Source organism: Paraprevotella xylaniphila YIT 11841 (assembly GCF_900683745.1).
Classification (GTDB): Bacteria; Bacteroidota; Bacteroidia; order Bacteroidales; family Bacteroidaceae; genus Paraprevotella; species Paraprevotella xylaniphila.
On the sequence record NZ_LR215980.1, the window covers coordinates 493295 to 516458 of the forward strand.

General features: G+C 47.0%; 10 protein-coding genes. All 10 read left to right on the plus strand.

All coding sequences use genetic code 11. From position 1 onward, the window contains the following. Positions 1–14: 14 nt before the first annotated feature. The gene (gene panB, locus E0E47_RS02000) at positions 15–836 is read left to right on the plus strand and encodes a 3-methyl-2-oxobutanoate hydroxymethyltransferase (protein ID WP_130892729.1); all 822 of its coding nucleotides are present in this window, start codon (positions 15–17) and stop codon (positions 834–836) included. A 3-nt stretch (positions 837–839) separates the two neighbouring features. Beyond that, positions 840–1994 carry an MFS transporter gene (locus tag E0E47_RS02005; RefSeq protein ID WP_232038296.1) on the plus strand — a complete coding sequence of 385 codons (1155 nt, stop codon included), beginning with the start codon at positions 840–842 and terminating at the stop codon, positions 1992–1994. 368 nt (positions 1995–2362) lie between these two features. Next, entirely contained in the window at positions 2363–5179 is a 2817-nt protein-coding gene (locus tag E0E47_RS02015; RefSeq protein ID WP_232038297.1) for a hypothetical protein, read from the plus strand. Positions 5180–5184: 5 nt separating this feature from the next. After that, complete coding sequence (locus E0E47_RS02020) at positions 5185–8547, plus strand: SusC/RagA family TonB-linked outer membrane protein (protein WP_130892731.1); 3363 nt, start codon at positions 5185–5187, stop codon at positions 8545–8547. Between the two features lie 11 nt (positions 8548–8558). Then, the gene (locus tag E0E47_RS02025) at positions 8559–10277 is read left to right on the plus strand and encodes a RagB/SusD family nutrient uptake outer membrane protein (RefSeq protein ID WP_130892732.1); all 1719 of its coding nucleotides are present in this window, start codon (positions 8559–8561) and stop codon (positions 10275–10277) included. A gap of 3 nt (positions 10278–10280) precedes the next feature. Further along, positions 10281–12482 (plus strand): fasciclin, encoded by a 2202-nt coding sequence (locus E0E47_RS02030; RefSeq protein ID WP_130892733.1) that lies wholly within the window; start codon positions 10281–10283, stop codon positions 12480–12482. A gap of 27 nt (positions 12483–12509) precedes the next feature. After that, positions 12510–14210, plus strand: a complete 1701-nt coding sequence (locus E0E47_RS02035) for a fasciclin domain-containing protein (protein WP_130892734.1) — start codon at positions 12510–12512, stop codon at positions 14208–14210. Between the two features lie 63 nt (positions 14211–14273). Beyond that, the gene (locus E0E47_RS02040) at positions 14274–17489 is read left to right on the plus strand and encodes a SusC/RagA family TonB-linked outer membrane protein (RefSeq protein WP_130894305.1); all 3216 of its coding nucleotides are present in this window, start codon (positions 14274–14276) and stop codon (positions 17487–17489) included. An 11-nt stretch (positions 17490–17500) separates the two neighbouring features. Then, positions 17501–19429 (plus strand): RagB/SusD family nutrient uptake outer membrane protein, encoded by a 1929-nt coding sequence (locus tag E0E47_RS02045; RefSeq protein ID WP_130892735.1) that lies wholly within the window; start codon positions 17501–17503, stop codon positions 19427–19429. A 310-nt stretch (positions 19430–19739) separates the two neighbouring features. After that, positions 19740–23162 (plus strand): isoleucine--tRNA ligase, encoded by a 3423-nt coding sequence (ileS, locus tag E0E47_RS02050; RefSeq protein WP_130892736.1) that lies wholly within the window; start codon positions 19740–19742, stop codon positions 23160–23162. Positions 23163–23164: the final 2 nt, after the last annotated feature.

Consider the following 23164-nt stretch of genomic DNA (forward strand, 5'->3'; position numbering starts at 1 on the left):
AAAAAAACAGGATTATGGCAGGATATTTAGTGGAGGATACGCGCAAAGTGACGACGCATCGTCTGATTGAAATGAAACAGCAGGGAAAGAAAATAGCCATGCTGACTTCATACGACTATACGATGGCCCGTATCGTAGACGGTGCCGGAGTGGATGTGATTTTGGTTGGCGATTCCGCGTCGAACGTGATGGCGGGCAATACGACCACGCTTCCGATTACGTTGAATCAAATGATATACCATGCGACTTCGGTGATGCACGGTGTGGAACGAGCCTTGGTCGTTTGCGACATGCCTTTTGGTTCTTATCAGGTTAATCCCACAGAAGGAGTGACCAATGCCATCCGTATCATGAAGGAAAGTGGTTGCGACGCTCTGAAACTGGAAGGCGGGGCGGATATTATCGATACGGTGAAGGCTATATTGGCAGCCGGTATTCCCGTTATGGGACATTTAGGGCTGACACCGCAGAGTATCAATAAGTTCGGCACATACGCCGTGCGTGCTAAAGATGAGGCCGAGGCGGAGAAACTGGTGGCCGATGCGCATTTACTGGAAGAAGCCGGCTGTTTTGCCATCGTATTGGAAAAGATACCGGCATCGTTGGCTAGTCGTGTGGCCTCTGAATTACATATCCCCATCATCGGTATCGGGGCGGGACCGCAAGTAGACGGGCAGGTATTGGTGGTCAACGACATGTTGGGTATGAATAAGGGTTTTTCTCCGAAATTCCTCCGACGTTATGCCGATTTGCATACGGTAATGACGGATGCCATCGGGCAATATGTGAGCGACGTAAAAGCCCGGACGTTTCCGGATGAAAACGAGCAGTATTAAGGCGTGGCACAAATCTCTGTCGGGCATAAGGCTTTATGGCATGCTGATTTCCTGAAAATCATCTTAGCCAACTTTTGTGTATGTACCTCTTTATATATGTTTTTGCCTGTCGTTCCCGTGTGTATGGGACGGATATTGGGGGGAGAAATGGGAGGTATATGTGCTTCCGTGTTGCTCTTTTGGGTGGGCATATGTTTACCTGCACCTTTCTGTAATTACTGGTTGGATGCTTATCGGCGGAAAAATGTGGCCTTGTGGGCGTTAGCCGGCATTGTATGCGCTACGATGGCGTTTCTTTTCGATGGTCCGCAGTGGGTGAGAGGGGTGGCGAGGATGATGCAGGGAGCTTCGTATTGTGTGTTCCAAATAGCATTGGGGAGTACTTTGTTGTTGGATTTGTCCGATACGAAAAAGCGGACGGAAGCCGCACATGTTTACTATTGGTTCACCCGTTTAGCTTTGGTCTTCGGTCCCTTGTCGGGTATAGTCTTGCCGGTGCATTACGGTGTACGTCTTTTTGCCGGAGTATCCGTGGCTTTACTGCTTTGTGCCGGGGTGTTGATTGTGACGATGCGCGTTCCTTTCCGGGCTCCTTTGGAGCCGTCATGGTGTACATTCGACCGTTTTTGGTTGCCTCGGGGATTTCGGCTTTTTGTTCCTTTGATGGGAGTTGCTTTTTCTGCCGGGCTGATGTTGGGGCAATACCGGAATGTCGAATTCTACTTGTTTTTGGCTGTCGGTTTTTGGTTGGCTTTATGGGGGCATCACTTCTTTTTTAGGGGAAAGTTGCAAACGGAATTGGCAGTAGGATTCGTTGTTCTCTCGGCAAGTGCGTTGTTATGGGGATTGGGTGGCGATATGGAAGGAATGGAATGGAGCATTGCTTTATGCTTGGGAAGTGGCCTCGGTTTTGTGACCAGCCGGTACTTGCTTTCTTATATTCGTATTTGCGAGCATTGCGAGAGAGGAACGGCACAGACTTCTTACCTTTTGGGATGGGATGCCGGACTTTGGGCCGGGTATTCTGTTTCTTTCGGGTTGAGAACGGAAGTTGGGGAAACGATATATACTTATATAATGGGGGCTATATTCGTGGGAATGGGAATGTTTCATTTGTTTTGGACCAGGCTGTGGTATATGAGAAATAAACGGAAATAATATGTTTTTAAACATGTTTTCGATATTTGTTTAGATTTTATTATGTGTTTTTACAGAAATGTCATATCTTTGATACCCAAATGAGGGCGTTTTGTACACCTGATTAAAAAAATATTGAATAATTAACCTAATGGAATGTAAAGTAGGCTATATTAGAGGACACGGATTCAGCACTTTAGAGGAGTTAGGGCTCCCAGTGAAAAAGTGCCAAAAATGTTGTGTGGGCACACTGCTTGTCAATTCCCGGCCAAGAGCCGGTGACAGGTTCGGTGTATGGCGTCATAACGATGTTTATATATTGAGTGAATAATAATCTATTAAAATATTAACCTAATGGAAATATGAAAGGCAGTAACATTAAAAGTAAAATGGGTCGTTTTACCTATTCTGCATGTGCGCTGTTCTTCGCCGGTGGTTTGTTAGTCTCTTGTGAGGACGAGCTTTTGACCGGAATGCCTTCGTGGTTGGGTAGCAGCATCTACGAAGAGTTGGAGAAGCGTGGGAATTATAAAACGATGTTGGAACTTATCAATGACAAGGATGTTTCGACCGTGGATGCAAACGGCGAGACAGAGTATGCCAGAACTTTACGTTTGACCGGTAGTAAGACGTTGTTCGTTGCAAATGACGATGCTTTTACCCGATTCTTTCAGAACAATGTGTGGGGGGCCAAGTCTTATAGTGATTTGACACCTTCACAGAAAAAGTTATTGTTTAATTCTTCGATGATAAACAGTGCTTATCTGATAGAGTTGATGTCAAGTACGCCTGGCGATAATCCGGCACCCGGCACTGTGATACGCCGTTCTTCTTCGTTGAACCTGTATGATACGATTCCGCAGTTGCGCGTTTCGGACATGCCGGACAACGAATATTGGCAGTATTACCGTACTAAATATTCGGATGCGGCGATGGGAGGAATGACGGTGTTTCGGGACAATACGACATCCCCGATGGTGCATTTCCTTTCCGCTTATATGTCGAATAAGTCGATTACGAACGATGACTTGAAGTTCTTGACCAATGGGGCTTGCGACAACACTTCAGAGTCGTATATCAACGGGCAGCGTTTGGTGGAAAGAGATATCACGTGCCAGAACGGTTACATTCAGGTTTTGGAAAACGTAATGAATCCTTTGACCAATATGGCCGAAGCTATTCATAACGACGGAGAACTTTCGACATTCAGTAAGATGTTGGATCGTTTTGCCGTACCGGTATATAATGAAGGATTGTCGAATACGGTCGGTGTGGACTCTGCGTTCGTATGGCGTTATCTGAATAACGGTTTCGATTTGGGAACCGAGGGAGGCAAAAATGCATTGTTGACCTATAAGAATGTGGATTACGATCCAGCGGATGTCTTGTCCTACGATCCAGGGTGGAACCAGTATGAGAACGGTTCTTCCAATACCCCCATGAGCGAAGACATGGCAGTCATTGTCGCTCCTACGGATGCCGCTTTCGAGCGTTACTTCAAATCGGGTGGTGGTGCTGCTTTGATTGACCGTTATAAATATGTAGACAGCATCCCGAACCACATCATCGTGAATATGTTGGATAACTTCATGAAGTATTCTCTGGTGGCTACAGTGCCTAGCAAGTTCAGTTCGGTGATGAATACGGCCCAACTGGAAATGGGACTTTCTGTGGGCGAACCGGGTGGACAGACGGGTATCGGTTCTTGTCTTATGGCCAACAATGGTGTGGTATACAAGTCTAACGAAGTTTATAATATTCCGGAATACCAGTCTGTGGCTTTCCCTGCGTCTTTGAACGACAACGACCGTAATACCAAGACTGATATCATGCGTTTTATCATCAATGAATTGGACTATCAGGCTTACCTGAATTCCATGGAAAGTATGTTCTTGTTCATTCTTCCTACCGATGAAGCGTTGAAAAACTATGTAGACCCGGTGGATTATCACAAGAACCAACCTACCATTACGGAGTTTTATTATGATTACAGTCCTTCGCTGACCGGTAGCCGCATCAAATGTAAACGTTACAATGCAACGAAGAATGCTGACGGTACGTTGACACGCGGTGCAGAAATCACTAACCCTTGGAAAAACGGTAGTACGGAATCTGATTACGTAACGAATCGTCTGAAAGATATTCTGGAGAATTCCATCATCGTACAGGATAAGTCTGCCACTACTTCAACGGGTAAGAGTGTATGGGTTACAAAGGGCGGTTGTCCGGTCATACTTGAAGGTACGGGCGCAAACATCCGTATTACCACTCCTTATCGTAAAGAGCTTGCCGACCAGAATAGTAGCAATAGCCCCTTTGAACTGAAAGTCCGTGAGGTGGAAGGTTATTATAATATGGGATCAAATCCAGACGGCAATGGTGAAACTTTTATTGTAGACATGGAGCCGGTGATGTCTGCTTCAAAATCTGTTCCTGTTTTATTAAAGGAGTTGGCTACAAAGGATAACCGTTATAGCGAGTTCTCTAAAATGGTGGAAAATAGTACGTTAGTATCTCAGTTCTATAACATTACTACAAGCGGGTCTTCTTCTACAGGTGTAGCCAAGACCATTTCCAATGGTTTGACCCTCTCGGTCATGGAGAATTATAATTATACAGTGTATGCTCCGCCTACAGCCGAGATTGAGAAAATGTATGAGCATAAATTGCTTCCGGATTGGAGAGACGTGATTGAGTTGGAAGACAAGTTGGATGAAATCGAGAACAGTAATCCGCAGGAGGCTGAGCGATTGGAGGTCCAGATTGATAGCATGAATACATTGATTAACAATTTTATACGTTATCACATTCAGAATAGTTCGATTTATCTTACAGCTCCAGCCTCATCGGGTACTTACGAGACTTCTTATATGGGAGGAAGCCGTTTTGCCACGCTTACCGTGTCGAACAGCGGCCAGGCCGGTTCGGGAAGTATAGTCATCACTTGCAATGATGCCAATAAAATGGAAATTGAAGGGGAAGCTCCCCGGAAGGTTTTGGAAGGCAATTACTTTGCACGTGAATATCGCTTCCGTTCCGGTGTAAGTTCAAGTGACGGTTCTTCGAGTGGTCCTATTGCATGTACGGATATTGAATCGGCAACCCGTATTTTCAACTCTTCTACGGCTGTTGTACATTTGATAGACAAACCGTTGCTTTATACAGAAGAATTGTCTAATGCTTACAATAAGATTTCAGGTAATTAACCTTAATGATAAAGACAATGAAACAATTAAAATATTATTTCTTAATTTGCTGCCTGGCTATTGCCTCGGTAGTGAATGCTCAGGGAATAACGAGTGTGAGTGGAACGATTTCCGACTCCTTCGGGCCTGTCGTAGGGGCTGCTATTGTGGAAATGGACGCTTCTAACCGTAACATATCTGCCACCGTGACAGACTTTAACGGTAACTTTACCCTGAAAATCAAGAATCCTAAAAACCGTTTGAAGATTAGCTATGTGGGTATGAAGACCCAGATTCTTCCTATCAATAAAAAGGTGTACCATGTGACGTTGGAAGATGCTATGGTATTGAAACAGGTGGAAGTAAAAGCTAAGAAACGTGTGGAGTCTTCCGGTCTGGCTATTCCCGAGCGTGAAGTTTCTTTCGCTTCACAGACTATCAATGCCAAGGAATTTGAAGGTTTGGGTTTGACTTCCGTAGATGAAGCTTTGCAAGGGCGTATCGCAGGTTTGGATATCGTGATGAATTCTGGTAACTTGGGTGCCGGTACGACGATGCGTTTGCGTGGTGCGTCCACCATCAGTACGTTGACAAGTTCCGAACCTTTGATTGTGGTGAACGGTGATGTTTGGAACGTGGATCAGAGTAATTTTGATGTACAAAATGCAAATGATGAGCAGTTCGCGCAATTATTGAACATCAATCCTGAAGACATCGAGAGTATCAGCGTCTTGAAGGATGCTGCTGCTACGGCTATCTGGGGCTCTCAAGGTGCAAACGGTGTGATTGAAATTAAGACGAAACGTGGTAAACGTGGAAAACCGAGATTGACTTATTCTCTTCGTTTGACGGGTACATACCAGCCGGATGGGGTGGATTTGTTGACGGGTGACCAGTATACCATGTTATTGAAAGAAGCATATTTCAATCCTCGTTTGAGCGATGAGGCCGCTAATATCCCTGAGCTTAATTATATCACGGATAAGCGTGTGTTCTCTGAATGGCAGATGTTCAACAACAACACGGATTGGGTGAAAGAAGTGAAGCAAGTCGGTTTGCGTCAGAATCATTTCGTTTCCATAACCGGTGGTGGTGAGAAGGCGACTTTCCGTATATCCGGTGGTTACGACCATGAAACGGGTTCTATCATCGAGCAGAAGTTGGATCGTTTTACGACCCGTATGATGTTAGATTATTACGTGAGTGACCGTATCAAGATTATCAGTGACTTTGCTTTGACTTATACGGACAACCAGAGAAACTCTGATGACTTGTTGAACATTGCTTATAAGAAAATGCCTAACTTGGCCATATTTGAAGAAGATGAGCAAGGTAATTCTTTGGGGCGTTATTACGAGATGTTGAAGGCCAAAGACGCATTGGAAGACCAACGTGGGTTGGTGAACCCGATTGCGAGTGCCAAGTATGCCAAGAATTCTTATACGACATACGCCATCGACCCGAAATTGGAGTTGCAATATGACTTCTTGGGTATAGATGAAACCAAGCACCGTTTGACTTATAACGGAAAGGTAATCATGAATGTGTTCAATGCATACGAAGACACCTATTATCCGCGTGAATTGTCTACGGACAACTGGAATGCCGACGGAGTGAGCAAGGCTACAAGCTATAGCTCCAAGAGTCTGGCCTTTACCACTACGCATACGTTGACTTTCGTGCCTCATTTCCTGAATGAAGACCATTCATTTATGACGATGGGACGTTTCCAATTAGTTTCAGGTACGTCGAGTGACCAAAAGACGGAGGTGGCCGGTTTGCCAAACGGGATAGAGGCTCCGAGTGCCGGTGGTATTACCCCGGGGATGTCTAGTAATTTTAACCGTTGGAGAAGTCTTTATTATACGTTCTCTGCCCACTATGCTTATAAAGAAAGATACATTTTTGACGTATCTGCCCGCGTAGACGGTACAACCAAGTTCGGTCCGGGTAAGCGTTGGGGTGTTTTTCCTGCATTCTCAGGCCGTTGGAACATAATAGATGAGCCTTGGATGGAGGGTACGCGCAAGTGGTTGTCTATGCTTTCTATCCGTCCGGGATGGGGTATGACTGGTAATCAACCAAATAAAGACTATCTGTATGTCAACCAATATAGTGCCGCCAGTAACTATTTCGGTGCTACCGGTATGGCTCCGAATAACTTGAAGTTGAATACCTTGCAGTGGGAGATGAAGTACACGTGGAACGTAGGTTTCGACTTGGGTTTTTGGGATGACCGTATCAAGGCTGACATTAACCTGTATACTCAGACCACCAAGGACATGTTGATGGAGAACGTGAGGATATCCAGTATCTCTGGTTTCACGAATTATCCTTACCAGAACGTAGGTGACATGAACAATAAAGGTTGGGAAATCAACTTGAACACCAACAAACTGATTCAGAAGGGTAAGTTCTGGATGGACTTGAATTTCACGTTTGCCAACAACAAGAATGAGATAACCCGCATGGATCCCCGTGTATTGGAAACTTTGAACAATGACTGGGTGGCAGAAAACGCAAAGCTCCTGCAACGTGTGCAGGTGGACAATCCTTTCGGTGCCATTTACGGTTACCGTTGCAAAGGTGTCTATATGTATAATTATGATACATATTTGCAGAAGGAACGCTTGGCGGCCGACGGTGATGCGGAGGCTAAGGCTTTCATCGCCAACTTCAATAACAATGGGGGATGGACGGCACCTTTGGTGTACAATGCGAACGGAGAAATCGTACGTGACATGAAGGGTGATCCGTTGCAGATGATGTTCAATTATGTTTCAGGCGGGACCGGATATGAATTTAAGGGTGGAGATGCCATCTATGAAGATGTGAACCATGACGGTAACATCAACCAACTCGACGTGGTTTACTTGGGTAACTCATTGCCGAAGTTGACCGGCGGTTTCGGACTCAAGTTCAATTATGGCGACTGGGCTTTGAATGCACAGTTCAACTACCGTGTGGACTACGACATTGTGAACCTTGCCCGTTTGAACATGGAGAGTATGAGTTCCAACAACAACCAGAGCCAGGCTGTGAACTACCGTTGGCGTAAAGAAGGGGACATCACTTCTATCCCGCGTGCTTTGAGCGCAAGCGGCAACTTCGCGAACTATAATACAATGATCAGCGACCGCTTTGTGGAAGACGGAACGTTCCTGCGTCTGAACTATTTGCAGATTTCTTATAATATGCCGCAGAAGATGGTAAAGAAAATCGGTTTGAGCGGTTTGCGTTTCTATTTGAGTGGTAATAACCTTTTCTGCTTGACGAAGTATTCCGGCGTAGATCCGGAGTTGGGTTACGGAGGATATAGCGTGACGCAAGACAACGCGCAGACTCCGCGTGCCAAGTCATATACTTTTGGTGTCACAGTAGATTTCTAATTGATAATGCTATGAATAAGATGAAGAAAATATGGTTTAAATCAGCTTTTCTGGCCATGGTCGGAATGTCTATGACATCTTGTGGAGACTTTCTGGATATTTATCCGTTGACCATGGTGTATGAAGATAATTACTGGAATGAAAAGAACGACGTGGACCAGATTGTGACAGGTTGCTACACCCGTATGCAGGATGATGATTTTGTCCGCCGCCTGTTCATTTGGGGCGAGAGCCGTTCGGACAATACGCGCAAAGGGTTTCATCCTAAATTCAGCGCAACCTCGGCGGAAGGGTATATTTTGTCGGAAAATATCCTGTCGAATAATGCCTATACCGATTGGTCGAGTTTCTATTCTGTCATAGACCGCTGTAATCTGGTTATCCAAAAAGCACCGGAGGTGGCAGAAAAAGATCCGAATTATTTGCCGAGCGACGTTCAGGCAACGATTGCCGAGGTAACAGCTTTGCGTGCGCTTTGTTATTTCTATTTGGTACGTACGTTTAAGGATGTGCCGTATTATACGGAGGCCATTACCAATGACGAACAAGAGCTGAACTTACCGGCTACGGATGGGGATGTCATCGTCCGGAACCTGATTAATGATTTGGTGGCTGTGTGGCCGGATGCGTTGAAGGCATGGCCGAAACAGTCCGGTAAGGATATCAGTTACGGACGTATCACACAGAATGCTATCTTTGCCATGTTGGCTGATATGTACCTGTGGATAGGGGATTACTCTAATGCAGAGAAGTATGCCCAAATGGTTATCGATTCCAAGACGGAATATTTCAAGAGTAATTATTCTTCCTATTACATGGTGGATGATTATCCTTTGATTCCGGATAATGACAATACCATCTTGTCGGCAGGTTTGGCTTATGAATATAACTTCGGCGAAGGTGGTGGCCCAGAGAGTATTTTTGAGTTGGATTTTTCTGAAAGTACGACGGATGGTTCAAAGTCGAACGATGTACCGGCCGAGTTTTTCAACCGTTTTTTCAAATCTAATGATAAAGACCCGAATTATGGACAGTTCGCACCGGCAGAAGATCTTTGGAAAGAGTTATCTTCTCCGCAGATATTCTTGTCGAACAAAGACACGCGTATCAAGGAGTCCATCCATGTGGACAACGAGTCGAATCCGGAAATCGTGACCATTGCCAAATATGCTTATACGAGCATTAATCCGGGCCTTTCTTCCGGTAGTTCTTTGGCTTATGTTGAACGTATGACGAAAAACGATGCCAACTGGGTGTTCTACCGGGTGAGTGACATGATGCTGATTAAGGCAGAAGCTTTGATTTGCATGATGGGAGAAGAAGAATCGGAGCGAAATGACAGCTTAGGACAGGCTGCTTTCGATTTGATCAAGGCGATTGCCGACCGTTCGGCACCGAATACTTCTTCCTCTTTGGTTTATAGCAATTATTCTACGAAATCACAATTGATGGATTTGGTGTTCGACGAACGTAGACGTGAGTTCTTGTTCGAGGGCAAACGTTGGTTTGATTTGGTACGCCACAGTCGTCGTGACGGTAATACGGAATATTTGGTGGAAGCCGTGCAAAACAAGTTTACGGAGAATGCGGCGACTGCCACCGGTAAGCTGAAGAATATAATGGCTATGTATTGGCCTTATAATTACGACGAATTGCAGGTTAACTCCAACTTGAAGCAGAATCCTGCTTATCCGGAGGCCGGTGATTCATACGAATCTACAAATAAATAAAATATGAAGGGCTTGTTTAAAATATTAATATCCATTTGCACCGTTTTATTCTTGACGGTGCAGATGAATCTGTTCACCAGTTGCAATGACGACTTGGCGTCCGACAGCTACTACACTTTTACGGGGGAGATGATGAGTGATTTTTTGAAGAATCGCGAAGATTTCAGCCTGTTCAAGCGCATTGTCGAGCGTGCCGGCGAGATGGATTTCCTGTCGAGCCGTGGTTCCCGAACGTTTTATCCGGCTATCAATTCCGGAGTGGAAGCCTTTTTGAAGGAACGTGGCTACGCTTCTGTCGAGGACATGCCTGTGGAATTGTGCGATACGTTAGTGAAAGCTTGTTTGGTGGATAATAGCATCAAGTACACTTATAACTTTGCCGAAACGGAGCAAATCAATAATGAGCTCGACTTGCCTTTGATTATCGTGACGGACGGAGATACGGTGGACGCGAATGGGATGACGTTAAGTGTCATCAACCGTCGTTCCGCCATTATCAATGAGTTGAAGAATGACTCTGTAGACAACGGAGTTGTTCATCCGGTGGATCGCGTATTGATTCCGAATACCAGTTTGGGTTCCAGTCTGTTGGATGAAAAGCATGACGAATTCACGATTTATTATGAAGCGCTCAAACGTACGGGGTTATTGGATTCGTTGATTCATTATCGTGATGACAGTTATGAAATCTGGAAAGAGAATTACCCTGAATTCAAGAAAGATATTCATTCCGGAGGTATTTTCAATGAAAATGATCAAGGTTATGCCTACCATGCCAAGCGTCCGGACCACCGTTACCAAGGTTTTACGTTGCTTATCGTTCCCGATGAGGTGTTGTATGAAAAATACAGCAATCGCTTCAACGCCAATATGACTTTGGACCAGAAGGTTGATGCGTTGTACGATTTGGCTGTGGAAAAATATAAAGATAATGCAGCTGCCAACATATTCGGTTTGAATGATGTGGATCCTGACGATTCGGAAGGGCGTACGTATAAGGAACGGTATTGGAACAGGGAGTCCTTGACCAGTCGTTACAATCCGTTGAACATGTTCTTGTCGTATCACATTCTGGACCGTTTGTTTGCCAGTACGGCCAAGTTGATAAACTGTTGGGGCACCAATACGGCATACGCCAACCCTACGGAGTGGATTTCCACCTTGTTGGATTATTCCACGATAAAGTTGGAGAGAGTGTATGCCACTGTGGACAAGCAGGTAGAACATCCGGCCGGTTATTATGTCAACCATAGTACGGCTACGGAGTACAATTCTTATGACAGGATCCGGGGTGCCTATTTGACTCGGCCCAATGCGGAAAACTTCTCATTGAATGTCTCCTATTTCTATCTCGATGACGTGGTAGCTTACGACCAGACGATGCGGAACAACGTAATGAATACGAGAATCAGAATGGATTTTTCCACTTTGTGGCCGGAGTTGACCAATAACGACATTCGTTTGTGTGGAAATCCGACGCAGGCTTATGGTTCTCATGACAATGATGAGAATGGGGGCGAAAATGGTGGATTCAATTACTATATTCCGGTAGGGTATATGAAGAATTGTACATTCAGCGAGAATACCATTTTCTTCGTGCAACGTCCTAAAGTGCCTTGGTGGAATTGGGGCGGGGATGAGATTAACATTTTGGGAACGAGTTACGACGTGACTTTCCCGTTGCCTAATGTCCCTCCCGGCATGTATGAACTTCGTTTGGGATATCCGGGTATGTTGGATCGCGGTATTGCCCAGATTTATGTGGACGGTATACCGCAGGGGATTCCTATTGACATGCGTTATCGTGCTGACGATGCACGAGTCGGTGGGTTATATAATGGGACTACCGGTTTCCGGAATTCGGAAGAAAGTACTTCCGGTATTTACACCACTGAACAGTTGGAAGAGAATGCCCGGACGATGAAGAACAACGGTTATTATAGTGGGCCGAAGAGTTGCTTTACGGGGAATGACGGAACGGATGCTCCGAGATACAGTCCGAATAGTTGTACTATGATGTACAATAATGCCTATACTTTCCGTCGTAAGATTTGCAATGTAGAGGTGAAACCCCATACGGCTCACGAAATTCGTATCCGTTCCGTATTCACCCAAGGAAACAAAGGGTGTTTTGTGCTCGATTATATGGAATTGGTACCCGTAAGCATTTGCGGTGCCGGAGGTATCGGTGAAGATCTTTACTAATATTCACATTAAAACACTAAAGAAAAAATGAAATTGAAATATTATATGCAGACAGGAGTTGTGGCGTTAATCGCCGCAACCACCGGTGTGTCCTGTACGGATACATGGGACGACCATTACAGTGTGAATGGCTCGGTGCCCGGTGCTACGCTGTGGGAAAATATGCAACTCGACGAGAGCATACGTCCTTTCGTGAAGGTTCTTGATTCTTGTGGCTACAAAGACATTTTGAATGCCAATCAGGTGTTTACCGTTTGGGCTCCGGAAATTACGGAGGAAGAAGCCCAGGAGTGGATTGACACCTATAAGAGAGAGAAAAGCCAGGGGATCATTGATGACGATAATTCTACCTTGAACCAGTTTATCAAGAATCATATCGCCATGTACAATCAGCAAGTTTCGTCGTTGACAAAGGACGAGACTGTCAAGATGATGAACGGCAAACGTTTGAGCTTGACCGGCTCCATGCTCAATGGGGAAGTGAATATGGTGGGTAACGGTGTCCCGTCTTCCAATGGCATGCTTTATAAAGTGGACGGACCCGCTACTTTCTTTCCTAATATTTGGGAACGTGTCCGTATGGATTTGGAAGGAGACAACGGTCTGGACAGCGTGGCTAACTTCTTCCTTTCATGGAATCGTATAGAGCTTGACGAAGAGGCCAGTGTGCCGGGTGGTATTGTGGATGGCGAAACTGTTTATTTGGATTCCGTGATGTACAATTACAATCCTATTTTCAATCAGTTGGGCCGGATTGATTCTGAAGACAGTTTGTATTGGTTCGTAGCTCCTACCAATAAGATTTGGAAGGAAAACATAGACTTGTACCGTTCTTATTTCGAGTACCATAAGAGTTTGGGAGAAGACGGCGACTCTTTACAGAACCTCTATTCCAAATTTATGTTCCTATACAGTTCGTTCTTCAATGTAAGGTCGCAAGAATTGCCTTTCAACGAAGCGAATCCGGATTCCATCGTTGCCACGACTTATACTTCTTTTTATCCGGATTGCTCCAAGTTTGAATGGCCGATGCGGGCAGGTGGTTTGCTGCATGGCCTGACTCCTCAGGACTGTAGCAACGGTCGGTTGTATAAGGCTACGGATTGGCGTATTCCTCCTACCAAATTGATTTACATGACTCCAGTTCAGGTTGAAGCGGAATATGCTAATAATTATTCGACAGTGACGCTTTCGGGCGACTCGACTTCAATCCAGGTAAATGCAGTAGAGGCAACCAATGAGAATTTCAAGGTGTCAGCGGGTGGTTACTTAGTGGTAAAGGATGCCCGTTCGGGGCGTACCAACCAACCGGAAATTACCTTTAAGATTCCTAGCACGCTTTCCAACTGCCCGTATGACATCAAGGTCGTGTTTGCCTCTCCTTTGGCCGGAGACTCTTTGGCCAAGGAGGATGCGCAGTTGAAGCGTCAGTTTACTGCGAAAATCAGATATTATTCGTCGAGGACCGGCGATATGATTGAAGGAAGCAATGCGGTGACTTTGTGCACGGACGTAGATGTCGATGCCACAAGGATGGACACCATAACGGTGAAGGAAGGCTTCGTATCTCCGGTTTGTAACTACGGAGAGGAAGACTCCAGAGTGTTGCTGACCATACAATCTATCAAGGGACGTACGGTACCGGACGGTTACAGTAAGGATTTGGCGATAGACTGTGTGATTTTCGAGCCACGTCCTACATCCGGTTCCGGAAGCGATGAAAATTGATTGTAGAACAATATTAGAGCATGAGTAATGAAAAGATATAGATTCTATTGTTTAGCATTGTTGATGGCAGGCACTTTGGGGGGCTATGCCCAGGAAGAGGCCGCTACCGACACCGTGACTGCGGCCAGACCTGCCAGTCCGATCAAGAAAAATGTAAAGACACGTCCGGTCAGCGGACGAGTGTTCGCAGTGACATCCGGCACTCCTTTGGGTGGGGCGTTGGTCAGTGTGAGCGGTTACGACGGTTACAGTGCGTTGACCGAAGAAGACGGTACGTATAAGCTCGACGTGCCGGAGTACGCCACGGCATTAAAAATCACGGCACCGGACTATAATACGGTTCGTGTGGGTATTAACCAATCAGGTAAGTTGCGTGACGTGACGATGTATTCGAGTGCCATGCGTTCGGCATACGGTGCGGACGACAATATCCTGAACACGGTGGTGGCAGACAAGTTCGATTATAGTCCGTCATTGAATATCACGTCCGAAATTGGTGACCAGTTAGGAGCCAATGTCCGTACGATTTCCCGTGGAGGTACGCCCGGTATCGGAAATTTCATGATGATGAACGGTATCAACTCCTTGCACAGCAACGGTCAACCGTTGGTCGTGATTGACGGGGTTATCGTGGACCAACAATATGACCGTACGATGATCCATGACGGTTTCTACAATGATATCCTGACATCTTTCAACGTCAATGAAATCAAGAGCGTGAAGGTGATGGCCAATGGTACGGCCATCTACGGAGCCAAAGGTGCCAATGGCGTGATTCTCATTGAGACGAAGCGCAACACGAGTCTGGCTACGAAAATCGATGCTACCGTGTCGGCCGGTATTACCTTATTGCCTAAGTCGCTTCCGGTGATGAGCGGTTCGCAGTTCAAGACATACGCTTCGGACTTGTTGAAGACGACGGGTACGAACTTGTCTGAATTCCAGTTCCTGACTTCCGATCCGAATAATTACTATTACAATAAATATAATAATAATACGGATTGGAACGATGTCATCTACCGTGAGGCTTTCTCGCAGAATTATGGTATTTCGGTACAAGGAGGTGATGAGGTAGCCAGCTATTTCCTCGCATTGGGGTATAATGGTGCGCAGAGTGTGTTGGAAGACAATGACGTGAACCGTTTGAATATCCGCTTCAATACGGACATCAACATGTTCAAGCATCTGTTCATCCGCTTCGACGCTTCTTACAGCAATGTGACGCGTAACTTGAAAGACCAGGGTGCGCCGGAAGGGTACAATGAAGGAACGGTGACTTCCGTCAATTATCTCGGTTTGGTGAAAAGCCCGATGCTGAGCCCGTATGCTTATTCTAATGGTAAGATTTCCGACGTGGCATTCGACAATAACGACGAGGATTATCTGGACCAGGCTTTGGCTTCGATTGGTAATGTGAATTACCGTTTGGCCAACCCGGCTTCTATCAATGAATACGGTACGGCCCAGAACAAGAATTACTTTGAGAACTCTTATTTGAACATCGCCATTACACCGAGATGGCAGTTCAACAAGCATTTGTCCCTCAGTTCTTTGTTCAGCTATACGTTGACAAATACGAACGACAAGTATTATGTGCCCATCAATGGCGTGCCTGATTACTATGTGTCTTCTATCGGCCTTACTGTGGAGAATGAAATCCGTTCGCTTTATTCTTCGCAGAACTCTATCACGAGCGATACGAAAATAGAGTGGGGCAACCAGTATGGGGCACACAGCATTGATTTGTTGGGAGGGTTCCGTTATATGAACGACCGTTACAAGGTAGACACGCAGTTGGGTTATAATACGGGTAGCGACAAAACGCCGTTTATCAATGATACGCAAAACAAGGTGACTACCGGTAGCACCAACGAATGGACTTCGATGAGTTGGTACGGACAGGCCCGTTACGATTACAGAAAGCGTTATTTCGTGGAAGGTAATCTGGCCATCGAAAGTTCTTCACGATTTGGTAAAGAAGCGAAAGACGGTTTCAAACTGGCCGGTGTGCGTTGGGGCGTTTTCCCCGGAATCCAGGCCGGTTGGGTGTTGTCCAATGAAAGTTGGTTCGATGTGCCGGGAATAGACTATGCCAAATTTACGATGGGGTACGATGTGAGCGGTAACGACGGTATCGATTTTGATGCCACCCGTACTTATTTCAAGAGTATCTTGTTCCAGAATAAGGCCAATGGTTTGGTTTTGGGTAATTTGGGCAATACGGAAGTACAGTGGGAAACCACCCGTCGCTTCAGTTTCGGTACGGAGTTGAATTTCCTGAAGAACCGTTTGAACTTGAAAGTAAACGTGTTCAAGAGTTGGACAGACAATCTGTTGACTTACCATGAGCTGAACTTCATTACTGGTTTGGAAAACAACTGGGTGAACGGTGGTTCTTTGGAGAACAAGGGCTATAATATTACGGTGAACGGCCATATCATTGCCACCCGCAACTGGAACTGGGAACTGGGTGCCAGCGTCGGCCATTACAAGAACAAGCTGACGGCTTTGCCCGACGGACAAGATTATGTGGAAACCGAGGTTTACGGTGCTACCATCCGTTCGCAGATCGGCCAACCGGTGAATTTGTTCTATGGTTACAAGACCGAGGCCACCGCATCCGGTACGCACGTATATGCCACTTCGGAAGAGGCCAAAGCCGACGGATTGTATATCTTGGGTGAGAACGGTATCGACAAGACTTACTTCGGAGCCGGCGACGTGAAGTTTGCTGACAATGGTGACAAGGAAATCAACAAGGCCGATATGCAGGTCATCGGAGATCCGAACCCGGATATTTACGGTAACATCTTCACCTCTTTGAGTTACAAGCGTATCCGTTTGGATGTAAACTTCAATTACAGCCTGGGCAACGATGCCTACAACTACTTGCGTTCGCAGTTGGAAAGCGGAAACCGTTTCATGAACCAGTCGGTAGCGATGGTGAACCGTTGGAGCTATGAAGGACAGGTGACCGACATGCCGACGGTGATGTGGGAAGATCCTATGGGTAATGCCCGCTTCAGCGACCGTTGGATTGAGGATGCCAGTTACCTGCGCCTGAAGTCTATCACGTTGAGCTATGAACTTCCGCTCAACAGCACTTTCATCCACGGCCTGACGTTCTGGGGACAGGCAAACAACGTCTTTACCGTGTCTAAGTACTTAGGAGCCGATCCGGACTTCTCCATGAGCAACAGTGTTTTGGAACAAGGCATAGACCGCGGCCTGTTGGCTAACAGCCGTAACTTTATGCTCGGTATTAAAATCAACCTTTAATTCAGTCTCTTATGAAACTCAAATCTTATATTTTTCAGATTGCGTTGGCGGCTGTCGGAGCAGGAATCTTAGGATCCTGCGAAGATATGCTTGAACCGACTTCGGATTATGTGATATACGAAAACGGCAGCCATCTGACAACACCGGCCGATACAGCCACTTCCCTGATAGGTATTATCTATAAGCTGCAGGCCATCGGTGACCGTACCAACCTGTTGGGCGAAGTGCGGGGCGACCTCGTTACTTTGACCACCCAAGCCAATGCCGATTTGCGCGCGTTGGCCAACTTCGAGGTGACGGACGAGAACAGGTATAACAGTCCGCGTGATTATTATGCGGTGATTAACAACTGTAATTATTATCTTGCATACGCTGATACTAACGCATACGACAATCGCGGCAACCAAATTTTTGCCAAGGAAATGGCACAGGTAAGGTCCATCCGCGCATGGGCCTATCTGCAACTGGCTTTGAACTATGGCAAGGTGCCTTTCTACACCGAGCCGTTGTTGACGGAGCAGGATGCCGATGATGTCAGTCTTGACGTGAAAGACCGTAAGGACATTGAAGCCATTTGCGATTTTTTCATCAACGACCTGAAACCATACAGCAACACGGAATGGCCCGTTTTGCATAAGGTGGGTAGTCTTTTTATGGCCAACTGCTATTTCCCGGTAGACATGGTGTTGGGCGATTTGTATCTCTGGAAAGCTTCTTGCCAGGGGACGGATGCCGGACGTGCATATTACCGCGAGGCTGCCAAATGCTATTTCCGTTGGATTATGGACACACGTAACGTTGGGGACGGGTTCTCGAAGCCTATTTACTATTTCTCCAACATGTATTCTGCTTATTGGCAAGAGTATTCTTCAAGCACGGGAACTTCTTATGGGTGGTCTTATATGATTCCGGGGCAGAGTCCTTCGATATATGGGACGGAAACCTTCACCATCATTCCGATGGACTCGGCTGCTAGCCAAGGATATTATAGCGAAGTGCAGACTTTGTACAATTCGTCGACCGATGACAACGGAAACTATATTACTTCGACGAACTACAGCATCACGCCGTCTTTGCACATGCAGGAAATCAGCCGGGCGCAATCTTATTCATTCTTGGACAAGAATAACCGCCCGATAGACGCTGTTCCGGACATGATTGAGGAGAATCGGTTGTTAGAAGGGGATTTGCGACTGGCAGCCCAATGGCGGTCGAGAACCTTCAACACTACGACGGGAGGAACGGCTGATAAGTTTATGATGCAGAACATCTACAAAGTAAACCAACGTAACATCGGGATTTATCGTGAAAGCGATGTCTGGCTGCGTTTGGCCGAAGCCCTTAACAATGGCGGGTTCCCGCGCATGGCATACGCCATTTTGGCCACGGGAATCAGTAAGGACGTGGTAGATGACAGTGTGTCCGTATATTGCAACGATGCCGATTTGGCATTCCTCAACGAGTTGAATACGGCCAACAATTATTTCAATACATTCAAGACGCGTAACGGACGTCTCGGTGAGGAAGGCGGTAGTGCTACCGATGCTTTCAATACGGTGGGCGTACATTCACGTGGTTGCGGTTATGCCGAGTTGGATCCGGATTATGCTTATCCGATGGTGGATTCTTTGGACAAGGACGGTAACCGTGTCAACGGTTACGTGGGGCAGAGCCGCAAGGACTGGGCTTACCTGAACCTGGCTGAGGAGCAAGCCCGCGTGGACAGCATGATTATCAATGAAAATGCGTTGGAATCCTGTTTCGAGGGCAAGCGTTTTTATGATTTGATCCGTTTTGCCAAACGTTACCGTAATAATGCGTGGGTGGCCGACCCGGTCAGCAAGCGCGAAGGCAAAGAGAATCGTGACGGTTCGCTTTACAACAAGTTGATGGTAGAGAGCAACTGGTTCCTGAATTGGAAAGGACAGATAGGAATGTAATTGTTTTTGTTCGTGACTTAATGTCGGGGCAGGGAATGTTTGGGATTCCCTGCCCTCTTTTTTTTATATTATAACCTACTGAATTACAAATGTATATAAATGCTTGTTTTTTGTGCGGAGAATGAAAAATCATTCGGCTTAGATTGAATTTTCGTTTGGCTTAGATTGATTTCCCGTTCTAAGGCAGATGATTCCCAAAGATAAGGACTATGATTTCCGTTTCTGTTTTTTATTGAAATTTTTCCTATTCTGAAAAAGAAATCGTATTTTTGCCAAAATTTTAAAGTAACGCGAAAGTAAACTACGATATATGGCAAACCAATTCGCAGAACGTACACAGCTAAACCTCTCTGAGGTGAACAAAGAGGTGTTGAAGATGTGGGATGACGCAGATGTCTTCCATAAGAGTATGACAGAACGTGAAGGCTGTCCTTCGTTTATCTTCTTCGAAGGTCCTCCTTCAGCCAACGGGCATCCGGGTATCCACCATGTCCTGGCACGTTCTATCAAGGATACGTTCTGTCGTTTCAAGACCATGAAAGGTTTCTTGGTGAAGCGCAAGGCCGGATGGGATACCCACGGGCTTCCCGTGGAATTGGGCGTGGAAAAAGAATTGGGCATCACGAAGGAAGACATAGGCAAGACGATTTCCATCGAGGAATATAACCGCAAGTGCCGCACGAACGTGATGAAATATACGGAGGAATGGACCGACCTGAGCCATAAGATGGGCTATTGGGTGGACATGGAGCATCCGTATATCACTTACGACAACAAATATATCGAAACGCTCTGGTGGCTGTTGCAGCAGCTCTACCGGAAAGGCTTGTTGTATAAGGGATATACGATACAGCCTTATTCGCCCGCCGCCGGTACGGGGCTGAGTTCGCACGAGTTGAACCAACCCGGTTGTTACCGCGACGTGAAAGACACGACGGTGACGGCACAGTTCCGGATGCTCGATCCGCGCCCTGAAATGACGGGGTGGGGCACGCCTTATTTCTTGGCATGGACTACTACGCCTTGGACGCTTTCGTCCAACACGGCATTGTGCGTAGGACCGAAAATAGAGTATGTATGCGTGCGTACTTATAACATGTACAGTGGCGAACCCGTAACAGTGGTACTGGCTAAGGCGCGTTTGGGAGCTTATCTTAACCCGGAAGGCGAGAATATGCCGTTGGACGGTTACAAGCCGGGGGACAAAGTGATACCTTACCAGATTGTGGGTGAGTACCTCGGGGCGGATTTGGTCGGCATGGCCTACGAACAGTTGTTCCCTTGGGTAAATCCCGGAGAAGGGGCTTTCCGTGTCATCCCAGGAGATTACGTGACTACGGAAGACGGTACGGGTATCGTGCATATCGCCCCGACTTTCGGTGCGGACGACGCGCAGGTGGCCAAGGCTGCCGGCATTCCTCCCATGCAGTTGGTCAACCGCAAGGGCGAATACCGTCCGATGGTGGATTTGACCGGTAAGTTTTACCTGTTGGACGAGTTGGATGAAGATTTCGTGCAACATAAGGTAAACGTGGATGAATACAAGAAGTGGGAAGGCCAGTTCGTGAAAAACGCCTACGACCCGAAGAAGACCGACAAAGACGAGACCCTCGACGTGGCACTCTGCATGGAACTGAAGCAGCGCGGCATGGCGTTCAAGATCGAGAAACACGTGCATAACTATCCGCATTGTTGGCGGACAGACAAGCCAATCCTTTATTATCCGCTCGACAGTTGGTTCATCCGTAGTACGGCTGCCAAGGAGCGGATGATAGAATTGAACCGTACCATCAACTGGAAACCGGCATCCACAGGAACCGGGCGTTTTGGTAAATGGTTAGAGAACCTGAATGACTGGAACTTGAGCCGCAGCCGCTATTGGGGTACGCCGTTGCCGATCTGGCGGTCGGACGACGGCGAGGAAACCTGTATTGGTTCGGTAGAGGAGTTGTATGCCGAAATCGAGAAAGCGGTAGCGTCCGGACTGATGGCTTCCAATCCGCTGAAAGACCGTGGCTTCGTCCCCGGCGATTACAGTCAGGACAATTATGACAAAATAGATTTGCACCGCCCGTTTGTGGACGAGGTCGTTTTGGTAAGCCCCACGGGCAAGCCGATGAAGCGTGAAGCAGACCTCATCGACGTGTGGTTCGATTCCGGTGCCATGCCTTACGCCCAGATTCATTATCCGTTCGAACATAAGGCAGAGTTGGATGGCCGTACGGTTTATCCGGCCGATTTCATTGCGGAAGGTGTGGACCAGACCCGTGGATGGTTCTTCACGTTGCATGCCATCTCCACGATGGTATTCGACAGTGTGGCTTATAAGGCTGTCATATCCAACGGTCTCGTGCTCGACAAGAACGGGAACAAGATGTCCAAGCGTTTGGGCAATGCAGTGGATCCTTTCGGCGCGATAGAGCAGTACGGTTCGGATGCCGTACGTTGGTATATGATAACCAATTCTTCGCCGTGGGACAACCTGAAGTTCGACGAGGCCGGCGTACAGGAAGTCAGTCGCACGTTCTTCGGCAAATTGTTCCAGACTTATTCTTTCCTGACGATGTATGCCAACGTGGACGGTTGGCATTATGCCGAAGCCGATGTGCCCATGGGCGAGCGTCCGGAAATAGACCGTTGGATTTTGTCCGAGTTGAATACGTTGGTGAAGAACGTGGATGCCTGCTATGAGGATTATGAACCGACGAAGGCCGGACGCCTGATTCAGGATTTCGTGATAGACAACGTGAGCAACTGGTTCGTCCGCCTGAGCCGCAAACGTTTCTGGGGCAGTGCGATGGGCACGGACAAGCTTTCGGCTTACCAGACGTTGTACACGTGCTTGGAGACGGTGGCCAAACTGATGGCACCCATCGCTCCGTATTATGCCGACCGTTTGTATCATGACTTGACGGCTGCAACGGGCCGTGCAGAAGCGAAGAGCGTGCATTTGGCTACATTCCCGGTTTGCGACGACGCAAAGGTGGACAAGGCATTGGAGTACCGTATGGAATTGGCGCAACAGATTACGTCCATGGTCTTGTCCTTGCGCAAGAAAGAACGGATTATCGTGCGCCAACCCTTGCAGTGCATTTCCATACCGTCGGGCGACACGGAACGTCGTGAAAGCATAGAAGCCGTGAAGCAGTTGATTCTGGACGAAGTGAACGTCAAGGAATTGCAGTTTGTGGAAGGCGATGGCATGTTGGTGAAGAAAGTGAAGTGCAACTTCCGTACGATGGGCAAGAAGTTCGGCAAGTTGATGAAGAACGTGGCCGCTGCGGTGGAAAACCTGACGCAAGAACAGATTGCCGGATTGGAACGAGAAGGCATGCTCGGCGTGGTTTTGGAGGGCGGCGAGGAGGTAACCATCGAAGTTGCCGATGTGGAGATTTTCAGTGAGGACATTCCCGGTTGGACGGTGGCCAATGAAGGCTGCCTGACGGTGGCACTCGATATTACCGTGACGGATGCGCTTCGTGTGGAGGGAACGGCCCGTGAATTAGTGAAGCGTATACAGAACTTGCGTAAGGAAAAGGATTTCGAGATTACCGACCGCATTGCCGTGACGCTTTCCCATGCGGAACAAACGGACAAGGCCGTGGCGGAATACAGAGACTACATCTGTGGCCAGGTCCTGGCCAATTCGCTTACGGTGGCGGACAAGGTGGACGGTGGCGTGGCCATAGACTTAGACGATTACACCGTGGAGATAAAGATAGATAAAGAGTAAGT

What these genes read in the sequence shown, in the direction of transcription:
- E0E47_RS02025 (WP_130892732.1), top strand. Translation starts at nt 8,559, where the DNA reads ATGAATAAGATGAAGAAAATATGGTTTAAATCAGCTTTTCTGGCCATG.
- panB (WP_130892729.1), top strand. Translation starts at nt 15, where the DNA reads ATGGCAGGATATTTAGTGGAGGATACGCGCAAAGTGACGACGCATCGT.
- E0E47_RS02020 (WP_130892731.1), top strand. Translation starts at nt 5,185, where the DNA reads ATGATAAAGACAATGAAACAATTAAAATATTATTTCTTAATTTGCTGC.
- E0E47_RS02035 (WP_130892734.1), top strand. Translation starts at nt 12,510, where the DNA reads ATGAAATTGAAATATTATATGCAGACAGGAGTTGTGGCGTTAATCGCC.
- E0E47_RS02045 (WP_130892735.1), top strand. Translation starts at nt 17,501, where the DNA reads ATGAAACTCAAATCTTATATTTTTCAGATTGCGTTGGCGGCTGTCGGA.
- E0E47_RS02030 (WP_130892733.1), top strand. Translation starts at nt 10,281, where the DNA reads ATGAAGGGCTTGTTTAAAATATTAATATCCATTTGCACCGTTTTATTC.
- ileS (WP_130892736.1), top strand. Translation starts at nt 19,740, where the DNA reads ATGGCAAACCAATTCGCAGAACGTACACAGCTAAACCTCTCTGAGGTG.
- E0E47_RS02015 (WP_232038297.1), top strand. Translation starts at nt 2,363, where the DNA reads ATGGGTCGTTTTACCTATTCTGCATGTGCGCTGTTCTTCGCCGGTGGT.
- E0E47_RS02040 (WP_130894305.1), top strand. Translation starts at nt 14,274, where the DNA reads ATGGCAGGCACTTTGGGGGGCTATGCCCAGGAAGAGGCCGCTACCGAC.